At 46.2% G+C, this 15989-nt stretch carries 14 protein-coding genes; all 14 read right to left on the bottom strand.

Going from position 1 to position 15989, the window contains the following annotated elements:
• Positions 1-141 precede the first annotated feature (141 nt).
• Positions 142-1767 carry a peptide ABC transporter substrate-binding protein gene (locus OIT45_RS03180; RefSeq protein ID WP_199404038.1) on the bottom strand — a complete coding sequence of 542 codons (1626 nt, stop codon included), beginning with the start codon at positions 1765-1767 and terminating at the stop codon, positions 142-144.
• 224 nt (positions 1768-1991) lie between these two features.
• A complete protein-coding gene (locus OIT45_RS03185; RefSeq protein ID WP_135797315.1) occupies positions 1992-2759 on the bottom strand; it encodes a TIGR01457 family HAD-type hydrolase in 768 nt (255 codons plus the stop codon).
• 12 nt (positions 2760-2771) lie between these two features.
• On the bottom strand, positions 2772-3407 hold the full coding sequence (locus OIT45_RS03190; protein WP_135797314.1) for a YutD family protein: 636 nt from the start codon (positions 3405-3407) through the stop codon (positions 2772-2774).
• 18 nt (positions 3408-3425) lie between these two features.
• Positions 3426-4817, bottom strand: coding sequence for a bifunctional metallophosphatase/5'-nucleotidase (locus OIT45_RS03195; protein ID WP_199404039.1), 1392 nt, complete (start codon positions 4815-4817; stop codon positions 3426-3428).
• 5 nt (positions 4818-4822) lie between these two features.
• A complete protein-coding gene (locus tag OIT45_RS03200; RefSeq protein WP_199404040.1) occupies positions 4823-5443 on the bottom strand; it encodes a metallophosphoesterase family protein in 621 nt (206 codons plus the stop codon).
• A gap of 16 nt (positions 5444-5459) precedes the next feature.
• Positions 5460-5909, bottom strand: a complete 450-nt coding sequence (locus OIT45_RS03205) for a phosphoesterase (protein ID WP_199404041.1) — start codon at positions 5907-5909, stop codon at positions 5460-5462.
• A gap of 1 nt (position 5910) precedes the next feature.
• Positions 5911-6996 carry a M24 family metallopeptidase gene (locus OIT45_RS03210; RefSeq protein ID WP_199404042.1) on the bottom strand — a complete coding sequence of 362 codons (1086 nt, stop codon included), beginning with the start codon at positions 6994-6996 and terminating at the stop codon, positions 5911-5913.
• A 120-nt stretch (positions 6997-7116) separates the two neighbouring features.
• Positions 7117-8226 (bottom strand): o-succinylbenzoate synthase, encoded by a 1110-nt coding sequence (gene menC, locus OIT45_RS03215; RefSeq protein WP_242458258.1) that lies wholly within the window; start codon positions 8224-8226, stop codon positions 7117-7119.
• Positions 8216-9025: a 2-succinyl-6-hydroxy-2,4-cyclohexadiene-1-carboxylate synthase gene (gene menH / locus OIT45_RS03220; RefSeq protein WP_199404044.1), complete on the bottom strand. Its 810-nt coding sequence runs from the start codon at positions 9023-9025 to the stop codon at positions 8216-8218. Before menH ends, menC begins: the two co-directional genes overlap by 11 nt.
• A complete protein-coding gene (gene menD, locus OIT45_RS03225; RefSeq protein ID WP_199404045.1) occupies positions 9018-10694 on the bottom strand; it encodes a 2-succinyl-5-enolpyruvyl-6-hydroxy-3-cyclohexene-1-carboxylic-acid synthase in 1677 nt (558 codons plus the stop codon). Before menD ends, menH begins: the two co-directional genes overlap by 8 nt.
• The gene (locus tag OIT45_RS03230) at positions 10691-11848 is read right to left on the bottom strand and encodes an isochorismate synthase MenF (RefSeq protein ID WP_199404046.1); all 1158 of its coding nucleotides are present in this window, start codon (positions 11846-11848) and stop codon (positions 10691-10693) included. Before OIT45_RS03230 ends, menD begins: the two co-directional genes overlap by 4 nt.
• Before the next feature lie 295 nt (positions 11849-12143).
• Positions 12144-13937 carry an ABC transporter ATP-binding protein gene (locus tag OIT45_RS03235; RefSeq protein WP_199404047.1) on the bottom strand — a complete coding sequence of 598 codons (1794 nt, stop codon included), beginning with the start codon at positions 13935-13937 and terminating at the stop codon, positions 12144-12146.
• Positions 13938-14057: 120 nt separating this feature from the next.
• Positions 14058-15026: a hypothetical protein gene (locus OIT45_RS03240; protein WP_199404048.1), complete on the bottom strand. Its 969-nt coding sequence runs from the start codon at positions 15024-15026 to the stop codon at positions 14058-14060.
• Between the two features lie 6 nt (positions 15027-15032).
• Positions 15033-15929: a hypothetical protein gene (locus OIT45_RS03245; RefSeq protein ID WP_264329915.1), complete on the bottom strand. Its 897-nt coding sequence runs from the start codon at positions 15927-15929 to the stop codon at positions 15033-15035.
• Between the last annotated feature and the right edge of the window lie 60 nt (positions 15930-15989).

Here is a 15989-nt window from a genome sequence, read left to right on the forward strand (position 1 = left end):
TTGTAAGCGGTTGCAGTTTTACGTGCAAGCGATTTCACAATTTGTTCAAAAAGAATTTTTGGTGCGTCGACACACACCACCAACCAACGAAAAAGGACAATAGCCTCACTGTGCCATTGCCCTTTAATGTTTTGTTACTATTTACTTCTTGTATGCCCACTTCCAGTCGTATTGTGCACCAACTGGGTTCGTGACAACTTCCTTAACTGAAGGACGTGACAACGTTGCCAATGAACGGTAGTACAAAGGCACCACGCCGGCATCCTTCTCGATTGCTTGCTCAGCCGTCTTGTAATCGTCGTAACGCTTGTTTTCATCAGTTACATCAGTCGTTGAGGCTGCCTTCACAGCGTTATCGTAATCTGCATTTGCCCAGCTTCCGTTGTTAAACGTTGATTCTGATGTGAACAAATCCAAGAATGTTGAAGGCTCTGCGTAATCAGCTCCCCAAGCTGAGATAACCACGTCAAAGTTCTTGTCTTCTGACAATGCCAAACGTTGCTTGAACGGTACCGTCTTGATTGAAACCTTCAAACCTGACAAGTTTTGTAGTTGTGATTGCAAGAATTGTGCTGTACGCTTTGCGCCGTCTGTGTCATCAGTCAAGACTTGCAAGTTCAACTTCTTCTTGCCTTCTTCCTTCAACCCTTCAGCAAACAACTTCTTTGCCTTAGCCTTGTCGTATGAGATAGCACCCTTTACTGCAGCTGACTTTGCAAAGTCCTTACCAGTATTTGGATCCTTCGCCAAGTTTTGTGGCGTCAACGTCGTTGCTGGCGTGGCTGTTCCTGTCAAAATCTTTTCTGACATTGTCTTACGGTCGATGGCGTATGACAATGCTTGACGAATCTTAACATTCTTCAAGGCGGCAACCTTCTTCTCGTTCAGCTCAAGATAGAACGTTGTTGCTTGTGGGATAACCTTGTAAGCTTTATTCTTCTTTGAAGCCTTAACTTGATCAGGTGACAAGTTGGTGAAGTCTAGCTTACCAGCCTTATACAAGTTGTAACCTGTGTTTTGATCCTTAATCGTTTGGATGCTTACCTTTGGTGTCTTAACAGCCTTAGCATCCCAGTAGTTGGTGTTCTTTACCAATGAGTACTTGTTGTTTGAACCAGTCCAACCCTTTTGAACATATGGTCCAGATGCCAATGTGTACTTTGAAGCAGTTCCGTACTTGCTACCAACCTTCTCCACAAACTTTTGGCTTTGTGGATAGAATGGCGCCATTGTCAAAATTGATTCAAGTTGTGGCATTGGCTTATCCAATGTAACTTCCAATGTTGTGTCATCAACAGCCTTAACACCCAAATCATTCAAGTTCTTATCCTTACCAGATTGGATGTCGTCGGCACCCTTAATACCTGAGAATAGGTAAGCGTATTGCGATGCCGTCTTTGGATCATTCGTACGTTGCCAACCATAAACAAAGTCTTGTGCCGTGAGTGGTTCACCGTTAGCCCACTTCAAGTCTGGGCGCAACTTAAACGTATATGTCAAACCATCATCTGACTTTTGTACTGATTCAGCCAATGCCAATTCAGGCTTTGCATCTTGCCCATAGCGGTACAAACCTTCACCCGTAGCTTGCAAAGCGTCGAAGTCTACTGAAGCCGTCACCTTTGACGGATCCATCGTTCCCAAGTCCGATGTTTCTTGCCAGTTAATCGTCTTATATGTTGCGGCGTTTGCTGCCAACGGTGCAACTGCTGATCCCAAAATCACTGCGGTTGAGAGTAGCACCGATGTTTTTACCAATTTGTTCATATCCCACATTCCCCTGTTTCTTGCACTTTTAGTATGTGGATTAATATAAACTAAGAAAAAAGAAGTGTCAATATCATTTTCCTCTAATGTTAAGAAACCTAACATCAAGAACGCTGTAAAAGCCTACGTTTGGGCGTTTTTAAAATTAGAAAGTTTTAATTTAAATTCCGATAACACGCGATAAAAACAAAAAAGCGAGCAAACATGCTCGCTTTTTAATCAAATTAAATTGTCCAATCATCCAATGAATCAACTTCATGGGTTGGTTGTTGTGCTTCTTGGGCAACTTGCTCCTTCGTAGAAACACCGGTGTAAACTAGCAACGTATCAATCCCAGCATTCAAGCCGGCACGAATGTCCGTATTGTAGTTGTCACCAACCATCACAACTTGGTCAGCTGTCAATCCGGTTAGCTCCAAAGCACCATTCATGATAATGGTTTCTGGCTTACCAACAACTACCGGATCCTTTTGTACAGCTGTACGCAAAGCTGCCACCAACGTACCAGCGCCTGGCAACATACCACGCTCGTTAGGCAAATTCGTGTCAACGTTCGTCGCAACAAATGCTGCGCCATCTTGAATGGCCAACGTTGCTTGCACCAACTTTTCATAGTTGATTTCACGGTCCAAACCAATTGCAACGGCATCAGCCGGGGCTTCGCTAACCAGCTCAAAGCCCTTAGCTTCCAGCGCCGTACGCAAACCGATTTCACCAATCATCAAAACGCGCTTGACATTTGGCAAAGTTGCCAAGTAGTCGGCTGTCGCCATGGCACTTGTGTAGACTTGATCGGCTGTCGTTGGGATGTCGTGATTCTTCGTTAGATTTTCAGCAACTTCGGCTGGTGTCTTCGTTGAATTATTCGTGACAAACAAATATTGCGAATCAGACGCAGCAAGGCGCTCGATGAAACGCTTACCAGCTGGGAACTGCTTGGTTCCTTGGTAAATAGTGCCATCTAAGTCAATAAAATATCCTGCGTAAGTCATCAATAAATTCCCTTATCCCTTTTCAGTCGTTGTTTGGCGTTCACGGATTTGGAAACGACGACGCTTCTTACGCCCCTTCGTTTCAACCGTGTTCGCGCGTTCCTTTACATGCTTAGCCTTACCGTTACCTGGCGCCGGCTTAGTTGTCTCAGCAATCGCCGCCGTCTTTGGCTTTGGCTTGTGGTGACTACCATTTGGGTTAGTACCGCCATTGCCAGTTGAACGACGTTGACGACGACGCTTGCGGTGCGCCGTATTCGGCTCTTCTTCAGCTTCAGGCACGTCGTGTGGCTCAAGGTTTTCAAGAACAAAGTATGGTGCACCAAAGTTTACTTCTTCATATAAGTAATCTTGTAGTGCAGAAATTTGATTGCTACGGGCAATACCGGCCGTGCCATCCTTGTAAAAACCACGTAAACGTAGCTGATCAGCCGCGATGTCACCAACCAGAAAATCATACTTTTCTAGGAAGTCGCTAAATCGTGCCGCCATTTTTTGCTGATTGTATGCTTCACGATAATCTTCGACCAAACGGTAACTACGTTCATTAATGAAAATAATATTATCTTCACCGGCCGTAATTGTCGTGGCTTCTTGTCGCTTCATAAATTGCTCTTCAGCAAGTTCTTTCATGCGTTCGCGATCCATGTTTTGCCTCCTTCCTAATTAATTTTCTTCTTTATTTGGTAAAAACGTTTCGGCAAGATATGCCGCACAGTCCTCTCGAATTACTGTATCATATGACATCACGTTCTGTCCCGCTATTTCCAAAGTTGGGAAGTACGGAATAAACATGTAATGATCCAGTGCGCCAATAGTATACGTTGCGTCTAAATCAATCGGCTGGTCGTGAATAAACACATCCCCATCCGAATCAATTCGCAAACCAGACCAAACCACTTCGCCCCACGTATCGCCACGGAAGCCCATGCCTCGTAGCCGGTTAGGTCGAAGGAAGTTGCGGGTCTTCTCAACTTCATGCGCCAAGCGCCACAAATCGCGTCCCTTCAACGTTGAACGCATTGGGTGCACTGCGTGTGGTAGCAACGCATGCAAATCATTAGCCGTTACGATACCGGCTGGCAAGTCCGTCAAAAACAAGCCCGTTGAAAGCATCGCAATATCCGTGTGCGTGCGTTCCTTCAATGCTGCTAGGCCGAGGTCAATCAAGCGATGCTCACCCTGAATACCATTCGTGTAAGTGATTGGTAATTCAGCAACCACACGCTTAGCTAGCTGTTGTTCACCACTCGTTTGATAACCCGCGATTTCAACGCGATCTTCTGGCAACGTTGGCAAATCATCCGTCACAACTGTCGTGGCCCGCATGACTGAAATATTTCCATCTTCAATCGTTAAATCGATGCGACCAATATGGTCACCATAACGCCCCGCAGCAGCTAGCATAGTGTCACCATGCTGCTCACCATTCGCCAACAAATGGTGCGTGTGTGCGCCAATGATGACGTTCAAATCAGGATAATGCGTTGCCAAATAACGATCAGTTGGCAAACCTAGGTGTGAGAGTAACACAACAAAATCAACTTGGTCAGTTAGTTCTGGCACAAGTCGATCAAGGGCATCCGTCACCTTTTCAGGCATCCACCCCAACAATGGAAACGTCAAAATGAATGGCGCCGTCAAACCAAGCACCCCAACACGTGTGCCCTTAGGTGTCGTAATGATTTTATGCGTCACCGCCCAATCTGGCACTTCACCAGTCTGGCGGTCCGTAATATTACCGAGCACAACTGGGAAATTGGCGTGGTCATAAAGATGATTCATATCATCATGCGCCAAGCCCAGCCCTTCATTATTACCAATCGTGACTGCGTCATAGCCAATCTCATTTAACAAAGCGACATTAGCCTGACCCATCGTCGCTTCCGTTAGCGGGTGTTGCCGGTCCAGTGCATCCCCAATATCGAAGGTCAATACACTGCGACCTTCACGAATCAAATGACGCTTTTGCGTTTGCAAATAACGTCGGATTTGTGGCCATTGCTCCAAATGCGAGTGGATGTCGTTCGTATGCAAAATTGAAATATTATCCTGCATACGTTTTACCTCCGCTTTGCAAAATCATCGTGCTTACGTTGAATAATTGTCTCAATCTCATTGAAATTGAGTGGCGTACTCCAGACCGGACGTTCATCTGCCATCAGGTAATCCAAATCAGTACTGTCCACACCAACATTGATGTTTTCAGGAATTGGTACCATTGTGTGGTGAATGTGACCGTGCAAGTTAATGCTGCTTGGCGTTTGGCCAAACATCATTGGGTAGTGCGTCAAGAAAAATTGGTGGTGGTTCGCCTTGATAATGCGACCAACATCCTCAAATTCATACTTTGGCTTACCATCAGACAATACTGGGTTGTGGGCAGCCAAGTACTTGAACAATGCTCGTGAATCGTGGTTTCCCTTGATAATCACAATGTGTCCGTTCAATTGTTCCAAAATTTCAGCAATCATTTCGTGACCCTTACGCGCAGGTCGCACATGATTGACCATCGCAATATCACCCAAGTGGTACACAGTATCTGTTTCCCCAACACGATCATTCCATGCCTTAATCATTGCAGGGTGTTCATCGGCCAAAAAGTCGAATGGACGTGGTTCAAAATTATTGCTTTGCAATAGTTCCTCATGGAAGAAATGCGTATCTGAAGTAAAAAATTCCATTTCTCTCGCCTCTCAATTAGCGGAGTCGACCGCCTTCATAACTCTTAATCCACTTCTCAAATAACTCAAAATCCGCCGGAAAATCATTGTACCCAACAAAACGTAATTCATCTGGTTGCTCGGCAAACTTGACGCGAACACCCCATTCATCAGTTTTATCAGTCACATCCCCACGATATTCCGGTTGCCAAGTTGGCAAAATTTCCATTAGTCGACGTTCAATATTTGGCCATTGGAACGAGACATCTTGCCACATTGACGCAAACGGACGACGCTTATCATCAGCCATGATTTCATCTGCATTGGTGCGTGAGAAATCAAACTTGGCATCCGTGATTTCAGCGAACGTCTTCATCTCAGCTGGCACACGCAAATAAAAGGCGTGTTGGTCCATTTGCTTGGCATAAATGTAGTCGAAACCAGCTGCTAAATTACCGCGATAATAAACAACGTATTCTAATGCCATCTTACTTATCAATCACAATCAAATCAGTTGGAATGCCCGCCGTCAAATTCTCGAACCCGTCAGCCGTGACAATCACATCATCTTCGATACGTACGCCACCCTTACCAGCGACGTAAATACCAGGCTCAATCGTCAACAGCATGCCTTCACGAACGATGTCTTCGGCAGGTGAACTTGCTGACAAAACAGGACCTTCGTGAATGTCCAAACCAATACCGTGACCCGTTGAGTGGTTGTATTCCTTACCGTAACCGGCTTCTGTAATAATATCGCGGGCAACCTTATCCAAATCTGAATCTGCAACACCCGGCTTTACGGCATCGATTGTGGCACGTTGCGCCTTTAGGACAACATCATAAATAGTCTTTGACTCGTCATCCAACTCACCAAAAGCCAACGTACGTGTAATGTCTGACGTGTAACCATCAACAAAGTAACCAAAGTCGATTGTCACCAAGTCGCCAGCTTCGATAGCCTTATCTGAGTATGTTCCGTGAGGCAAAGCACCACGGTAACCAGAAGCGACAATCGTGTCGAATGATGGCTTATCAGCACCCTTCTCCTTGATGATACGATCAAGCAAGTTGGCCACTTGACGTTCCGTCATACCAATGTGCAATTGTGGAATCATCTCGTTGAACGCTGCAACGGCAACCTCAGCTGAACGACGCAACTTAGCTAATTCATCAGTATCCTTCACTTCGCGAATTGCTTCAAGCAAAGCTGGTACGGGCGCGATGTCAACGCCGACAAAATTTTCGTCCAAGTAATCGAAGTCACGGAATGGCAACGTATCTTCGAAACCCAAGTTTTCAATCTTAAAACGCTTGGCTGCTGCCATCGCAACACCCCAGTAGTCACGGGTAACCAACAATTGAACACCCTCATCTAGGCGTTCGCGGTATTCTTCTTCGTAACGGGCATCAGTAATCAAAGCGGCGTTTTCACGACCAATCAAAACCAAGCCATCCCCAGTTCCGCCTTCGAAGCCAGTCAAGTAATGCATGTTTGTGCCGTTCGCGATGATCAAGCCATCAATTCCCAATGGTTCGAACAAGCGACGGACATTTTCAATTCGTGTGTTCATGATTATTTTCCTCGTTTTCTTAATGCTTCCATTATAGCAAATCCCACCTGTCACGGCTGATAAGTGTTGTCTTTTCGCGCAATCAAAAAAACAGTCACTCAATTGAGTAACTGCTTAATCTTATAATCTGAATGTTTTCGTTGGTTGAGCTTGCAAACTGTTAATTGCGTCCCAATCGAGTGTCACACCAATTCCCGGTTCGGTCGGCACTGGTAACTGACCCGCATCTAACATCGGCGCATGCAAAATAATATCCTGCTCAAAGTAACGGTCCGCCTGCGAATTATCGCTGGGAATTATATTCGCCCCTGGTAAGCTGGCTAACGTCGCATCAACAGCGCGCCCCAAGCCAGAACTCAACATACCGCCAAGCCAAGGCAATCTATTATCGGCTAGCGACAGCTCGATGGCTGTCTTTGCAGCTGTAATGCCACCGATTTTAGCTTGCTTGATTGTAAACGCATCCGCCGTTTGCTCGGCTATCGCGCGCCTCACATCAGCTAAATCGTGCAAGGATTCATCCAAACTGATGTGCATTTGCAACTTAGCTTGTGCTTCCTGATGAGCCTGCCAGGCGTCAGTTGCAAACGGTTGCTCAATCATGAAAATGCCCGCCCCTTCCAATTGCTGGAGTCGGTCAAAATCCGTTGATTGCCATGACGCATTAGCATCCACGGAAAATTGCTGATTTGGAAATTGGCTAATGACTGTTTTTAACATTTCTAAATCCGTTTGCGAATCAATCTTCAACTTAATCCGTCGGTAGCCTTGGCTCACAGCATTCTCGACTGACGTCATCAATGCCATCTCAGTATCCGCAATGCCTATCGCAATGCCCACAGCAATTTCAGATGCCGTACCACCAATCAATTGTTGCAAGGATTGGTGCATCGCTTTGCCATAAGCATCATAGAAGGCCATTTCAAGACCAGCTTTCGCAAATGATAGGTTTGAATGCGCAGCTAACCAGTCGGCCATATCTGCCGGGGTTTCAAAACCTTCACCTAACAGCATAGGCACAAGACGCTCAATTTCTGCAAGCGACTCAGCTTGTGACTCCGGGGCATAGCTATGATCAATAAATGATTGCACATCCCCATACCCAGTCACACCATCCGTCGTTACGGCAATCAAAGTTAGTGGTCGATCGTATGTCACGTCATGGGCGGTTTTAAATGGCTGCTTCAAGCGTAACGTCAGTGGGAATAGTTCGATTTGTTCAGTCCGCATGGTTAGCATACTCCATTAGTATGTTCGTTACCGTAGTAGGCTGTTCAAAATGAACGTTGTGTCCAGCATTGGCAACCGCTACGCGTGCAACACTCGGTAATGCTTCAGCCATTCGGTCATTAATCACCGTAAACTTAGCATCATCACTGCCAGTAATTAGCACCACCGGCACCTGCAGATTAGGCAACTTAGGCCAATAATCTGGCATAGCACCAGTACCAAAACCGCGCAACGAATTGGCCACGTTGGTCGCCGTTTGGTTAACGCGTTGCTCGTGCATAAACGCTTGTTGTTCAGCTGATGCATTTTGCTGACTTGCGAAGAGTGGCAACTTTTCCCAGTCAGCGACAAAGGCAGCCATACCATCGCGCTCAATTCGATCAGCCTTTTGCTCATCACTTGCCACACGTGCGTCACGGTCAGTTTGATCTGCAATCCCCGCCGTCCCGCTTTCTAGGAACAACCGCTGGAGGCGTTCAGGAAATTGGTGTGCAAAGGCCAGCGCCAAACGAGCGCCCATTGAATAGCCCACTAGATTCACCTTCTCGATACCTAGCGTATCGAGGATGGCCACAATATCAATTGCTTGATTAGTGGCGTTAAAGCGTTCGGGTGACACAATCGGCGTTTGACCACCAAACCCTAATAGGTCCAGATAAATGCGCGTACCCACTGGTTGCACTTGTTCGTAATCCACTAAACTCCCCATGAAGCCGTGGAAAAATAGCCACGTCGGCGTGCCAGTACCTTCAATACGCACGTGATAGGGATAATCGTTTATCAGTACCAACTTATCCATTGAACGCCTCACGAATCTTGACCAACACCGCATCGTGTTCGGCAACATTTTGTGCACGCGTACTTTGCACTTCAATCAAGCGAAGTGTTGTTGCAGGGTGTGCAAGCAAATCACGCAAATCATCTTGTGACGTTGCCAAATGATAATCTGCATCGTAAAGGGCCGCAATTTTCTCAACCGACAAAGCCAACGGTGTACCGAACATCGGCTCAAAGTAATCCTTTGCCGCTGCTTGTGGTAGGAACGAGAAGATACCTCCGCCATTGTTGTTCACAACCACAATCGTCATCGCCAAGTTGGCTTGATGAGCCATCATCAACCCGTTCATATCATGGAAGAGCGTCAAATCACCCGTCAAGAATGTCGTTGGCTTGCCAGTCATCGCCATACCAAACGCTGATGAAACGGTTCCATCAATGCCATTAGCCCCACGATTGGCCATCACATGCACGTTCGCGGCTGGCATAAAGTAGTTATCCATGTCACGAATTGGCATTGAGTTCGCAATGAACACTTGGCTATCAGCTGGAACAGCAGCCATCACACCAGGCAAGGCAACTTCAGACATTTCAGTCGTTGCAATTGCTGTCGCCAGCGTTTGCTTAACCGTTTGCCATTGTGTGAGGTAGTCGTTCTCAGTACGTCCATCGGTCGCCAACAAATCATCAACCAAGGCCATCTCATCAACGGCCAACGTTATCGTTGTTTGGCGCGAGTGGTCGTGACCAGCATGGTTAACCCCGACTTGAATTACTTGTACTTGTTTGTCTCGTAGCCAAGCAACAACACGGGCTGAAACTGGTGTCCCACCAAAGCGAACAGCGACATCAGGTACGAGTGTGTCATCAAGTGCACCAGCTTCAAGCAAAGCATCGATACCATTAATGGCTGCATCACTTGGACGCACGTTACTCAAGACATCTGCCAACATCGGCATTTGGAAGTGCTCAGCCAAGGTTGCAAACTTTTCAGCTTGCCACCCCGTCTCATCAGGTCCCACTAATAGCAGTGCCTTTTCATCGCGCAGCTTGTTTGCAAGCATTGCAACAGTCGCTTCATTAGCACGCATCGTGCCAACCGTAATGACTTGTTCTGTCACCGTTGGCCAAGTTTCACCTAAGTCAGGCATCAGTGGTTTGCGCAATGGTAAGTTAATTTGCACTGGACCAGCTGGCGCAGTCGTCGCCGTCACAACGAGTTGTTGAACGTGGTAATCGATGTACGCAGTCACATCGGCGTGTTCGTCTTGCATTTGCAACGCACTGAATGCCTTTGTGTTGTCGCCATACATGTTAGCTTGGTTGACCGTTTGCGGCGCACCAATTTCTTGTAGCTCTTCTGGTCGATCAGTCGTCAACGCAATCAAGGGCACGTGTGAAATATGTGCTTCCATGATTGCTGGCAAGTAATTGGCCGTTGCCGTTCCTGATGTTGCTAACAAAGCCACTGGCTTGTGCATTGCCTTGGCCATTCCTAGCGCAAAGAAAGCTGCTGAGCGCTCATCTACATCCACCGTCACACGTACGTCATCACGAACCGCTTGCATTTCAGCAAGCAACAAAGCGAATGGTGTCGTACGTGAACCTGGTGATACCACGAAGTCATGTACACCTTGGGTAACCAAGCTGGTCAATAAGTGCTTAATGTTTCGGGTCAATATTTCATTCATTTCGCTTGTCCTTCTAATAAGTTCATCATTGGTTGCATCTTCAACCCAGTTTCTGCATATTCTGAATCTGCATTTGAATCGGCCAAAATGCCCGCACCGGCAAAGAGATTGGCTTGCGTGCCAGTCACCCACATTGAGCGAATGCCGACAATCATTTCACCGTCCCCATTTGGCTTCACAACACCAACCGGACCAGCAAATAAGCCGCGCGGTTGCCGTTCAATTTGCGCAATCGTTGCCATTGCCCAGTCAACTGGCTTCCCACCAAGGGCTGGGGTTGGGTGCAAACGCTCTGCCAGCGCCAACACTGTGTTGGCATCACGCAGCTTACCGGCGATTGGTGTATACAAATGTTGCACTTGTGGATTCTTCATAATTTGTGGGCCATCTGGCAACGTTAAGTCAGCTACGTCAGCGAGGCGGTCAACAATTGTGTCAACGACATACGCGTGCTCTTGCAAATTCTTCGCATCATGCAACAGTTCATCCGCTAGCTGTTCATCTTCAGCATCCGTCGCGCCACGACGAATCGTGCCAGCCACACCAGCCGTCTCGAATTGGCCACGGTTCACTTTGGCCAAGCGTTCAGGTGTCGCTGAAATAAACAACTCATCCCCACGCTTAATCACCATGTGATAGCTATTTGGTTGCTGATCAGCCAAATCCGCCAGCAACTGAGCCAAATTCAAGTGACCAGATAACGATACTTGGCGTTGACGACCAAGCACAACCTTTTGGTGCGTCTCATTATTAGTCATATCCTGAATGGCATTGTTCACGCGTTCCGGCCAATCCGTTTCATCCGTTGTTGCTGTAATTGCAACTGGATCTTGGCGATATGGTGCACCAAACGGATTCGTCTCGCGGCCCCACAGATATTGATCAGTGATGTCGTACAACACCGCTGGCAACACAAAATAGCCATTCATTAGTTGGCTGTCCTGTACGTTTTGGTCATCGAATGCAAATCCACCAAAGACCGGATAGCGTTGTTGCTTCGCCCAGTCTGAGACTTCTTCGAATGATGCCCCAATTAACTCTTCTGCAATTCCGAAACCATAGTAACGTGTGCGCTTATCCGCTGTTGCAAAATAGACCGCATTTTCCGCTTGTGCAAAGCGGTCACGGAGTTGTTTTTCAGATGGAAAACTCATGCTTATACCTCACTTCTGTTCTATTAGTATAGCACTCGTTTGTCCCATATATGAGTCACACTTTAAGGGCACTTCAATTTATCTTGTTACACTTTTAACAAAGTCCATAGTATACTAATAGTATGCAGATTTATCGCATCGATTTCTCACAATTAATCTCACAACTTTTGCTGGTAACACAGCATTTACCTTTCAAATCGAACGCTGCATACCAACTCGTTTCTGTCACTCCCATGATAGAAACGAGTTTTTTATTAGCAAAAAAGAGGCATACCGCAGTATCCCTCTAAATAAACTATTCGAATTGGGCATCGTACAACGTCTTGTACGTACCGCCTTGAGCAAGCAATTCATCGTGCGTCCCACGCTCGACAATCTGACCGTCATTCAATACAACAATTTGATCAGCATTGTGGACCGTACTCAAACGCTGAGCAATCACAATCGTTGTCTTGTGGGTCATCAAGTTATCCAAGGCGTGTTGAATAATCTTTTCGGATTCATTGTCCAACGCCGCCGTTGCTTCATCCAGAATAACAATTTCAGCATCCTTAACCAACGCGCGGGCAATTGACAAGCGTTGCTTTTGACCACCAGACAGCTTGACACCACGCTCACCAACGGTGGTGTTCATGCCATCCGGCAAGCCACGAATAAAGTCGGCAACCGCTGCACGTTCAGCTGCATCCCAGAGGCGCTCATCACTGACATCCCCAGAACCATAACGAATGTTGTCCGCGATTGTGCCATCAACAATTGTGACATCTTGGCTAACGATTGAAATGTGTTGGCGCAAATTTCGAATATCGATATCTTCAATCTTCATATCATCAAAACGAATCTCACCACCGGTGCGCTCATAGAAACGCGTCAACAAGCGAATCAAGGTTGACTTTCCAGCACCTGAACGACCAACCAACGCCGTCGTCTTACCAGCAGGTATCATCAAATTAATCCCGTTCAATGATGCCACACGCTCCAAATCATAACTAAATGTCACGTTCTCCAGTTCAATTCCCTTTTGCAAAGGACTTGGGAATGGCTGTGGGTCATCTGAGTTCTTAATCGTTTCAACCGCACCCATAATGTCCTTGATGCGATCATAAGATACTTGGGCCGTTTGTAGCATGTTCAACAAACGCGAGAATGAACGGATTGGATCTTGTAGCAAAGCCAAGTAACTCAAGTAGGCCACCAATTCACCAACTGTTAAATGCCCTTGAATGACCAACAAGCCACCAAACGCCAACACAATCGCCGTTCCAACCGTATTAATAAAATTAACCAAAGGCTGGAAAATCGCCTGCCAACGAGTTGCTTCAAGTTGATACGTATTCTGTTCTTCAACAATGTCCTTGAAGCGACGTGTCTCTTCATCCTCCGTCGTGTAACTCTTAATCAACTCAATTTCGGTAATCGTCCCTTGAAGTTGATTTGAAATTTGCGAACTCGTCGCACGAACCTTGGTGTACGCTTCACGAATGCGCGCACGGAAGAAGCGAATTGTCACAAACAACACTGGGAACGTGATGCTAACCAACAACGCTAGCTGCCAATCTTGAATGAACAAGAACGTCAAGACAGCCACAAACGTGAAAATATTACCGATAATGCCAAAGCTATCTGAACTAATCAAGTTTTGTAGGCTGCTGATGTCGCTGGTTAGGCGAACCATCAAATCACCCGTTTTAGCACTTTGGAAATAATCATAATCTTGCTTTAAAATGCGGTTGTACGTCTGCAAACGCAGGTCGGTAATCGAACGTTGTGACAACACCTGCATCAAGTATGTTGAAATGAATGACACGACACCCAATGCCAAAGTTGTTACCAACAATAGTGACACTTGCACAGTCAACGCAGAAACACTTTTCAGCGCCACAGCATGGTCAATCACACGTTGCGTAAATTGTGGCACGATGAAGTTCAAACCTGCAATAATAAGCAACAACACCATGTTTAACACTAACAATGACTTACGCTTTAAGACGCTACCAAAAACGAACTTAAGCATCTCAGTCAAGGTTGTATCTGATTCTTTTAGATAAGCCCGCATTTCAGAAGGACTCATCCGGCCACGATTCATCATATATCGCCACCCCCACTTCATTTTATCCGACAACAATCATAACACCGTTGACGAAAAGTGAGTGCAAAAGGGTTTGGATGCAAAAAAGCCGAACCCACCACAGGTTCGACTTTCATAAACTTATTGTTGTGGTTGCAAAACTTCGACCATTGCAACTGTCGCTTCCAACGGTTGCGCCTTCACGCCTTGGTGTTCTAGCTTAAATACCTTTGGATTTGACGCAACTTCAATGTAGTCACGCATCTCCAAATACCAGCTAGCCAAGAAATCAAACTCAACTAACGTATCCAACCATGACGCAGCATCATGACCATCCACGACTTGCAGATGCCAAACGCCTTGCATTTGCAAGATACGCACTTCAATATTGTTCTTAACGACCATCGCAGCGCCGTTTAACGTGCGCTTCAAGTAGTAACCACTGTGCGCTGAGTGAACAAACAATCGATCCAACAATCGGTCTGGCACATAGCTTGGAACGAGTTGGTAAATATAATTATCAGCTGTCTCTAAAATGTTGTAATCAACCGAATACCCTAGTGTTTGCTCCATGTAGCGACCAAAGACCAATAACATCGCCGCAATCTTGCGTACTGCCGTTGAGGCTTCTTTTTCATGCAAATCAACGACAAGCAAATTGGTCAACGCTTCTGAGTTAAACAACAATTGCCGTTGTTCAGGTAGCCAGAAAGCTACTTGTTCACCGGTGCGTTGCTCTACCAAATAAGCGCCACCTTGTGTGCCTAATACAAATCGGAACGTGACCGGTGTCTCCAAGCCCTTGACTCGGAGCGTCAATTCTTCACTATCTTCAGACATCAAGATCGTGTACGCATCTGACTTGGCAAACTCCATGAAACGATTCATCGCCAACATGTAAATATCAGCCAGACCATACTGACGTGGCACTTGTATCCACTTATCGTCAAGCAAACGTTGGTTCAACGCCAGCAACAAACCATGAACTTGCGCCGGTTCGTTTGATTCTGACAAATCATGCACATTAGTAATCATTGTTTGCACACGGTCAAGGTCCGCTTGCAAGTGTGCCGTGTACCCCGTTACACGGTCATGTAATTCCCTAATCATGTGATGTTACTTCCCCTTACTCTTTTTAGGCGCTGGCTTGGCCTTTTCCTCAACGCCAGCCAATGACTTAACATAATCAGCATATAGCGATTCAGCCTTCGCTGCAAACGTCTCGAAATCACCGAAAGTTTCTTCAATGGCGTGTTGTTCGTATGCCAAGACAAATTCTTCCTTTTCAAGTGACAACAATTGTTCTTCGTTCTTAGCAATTAGCATTGGCAAGTCAGCCGCTTTCTTATCGGTTGCATCCAATGCCTCCAACTTAACTTGCAATTCAGCCAGCTCATCACCATTACGCTTGAATAGGCCCTTCTTGTTTTCAAGTTCTGCCTTCTTTTTCTCCAAATCAGCACGTTCCTTGTCACGATCAGGTTGGCCAGCAACAGTTTCGCGCATACCAGTCAAAAGACGCTCAATTTCAGCTCGTTCAGTTGCGTGGACCGTTTCGTCAGTCTTAGAAAGCTCAACTGACTTCTTCAACAATTCAAAGGCAGCCATGTTGAAAATGAATGTGACTGAAAACGGATCAAGCACCCCAAATTCACGACGGTCCCACCAATCACCAAAGAACAAGTGGAATACGCCAACTTCCGTTTCTTCATAGAAGAAGAATGGGAACTTCTTTGACAAGTAAGCAATCAAGTTCTTAGCAACGTGGTGGCTAATCTTAGGACGCAAATCATCAACAAGCGCAGCTAACACACGGTTGTTATCTGCACCAGCCGCATCATGCACCGTCATGTTGTAACGACGTGCATCAATCATCTCAAAAATTTGACGATCATCCCCAGCCATAATCGCCTCTTCAAACTTGGTCAAAAAGGCTTGTTTCTTTTGCAAATCACCTTGCAATTCGTCAGCCAAGTTACCAGTTTCTGTCTTATAATATGGCGTGTCTTCCATGACCCCTCATCTCCGTTTTTCTCGTTTTTGTTAATTACAATTTTACCATAGGTAGCTTAA

The sequence above is a fragment of the Weissella sp. LMG 11983 genome, assembly GCF_025908495.1.
Taxonomy (GTDB): Bacteria; Bacillota; Bacilli; order Lactobacillales; family Lactobacillaceae; genus Weissella; species Weissella fermenti.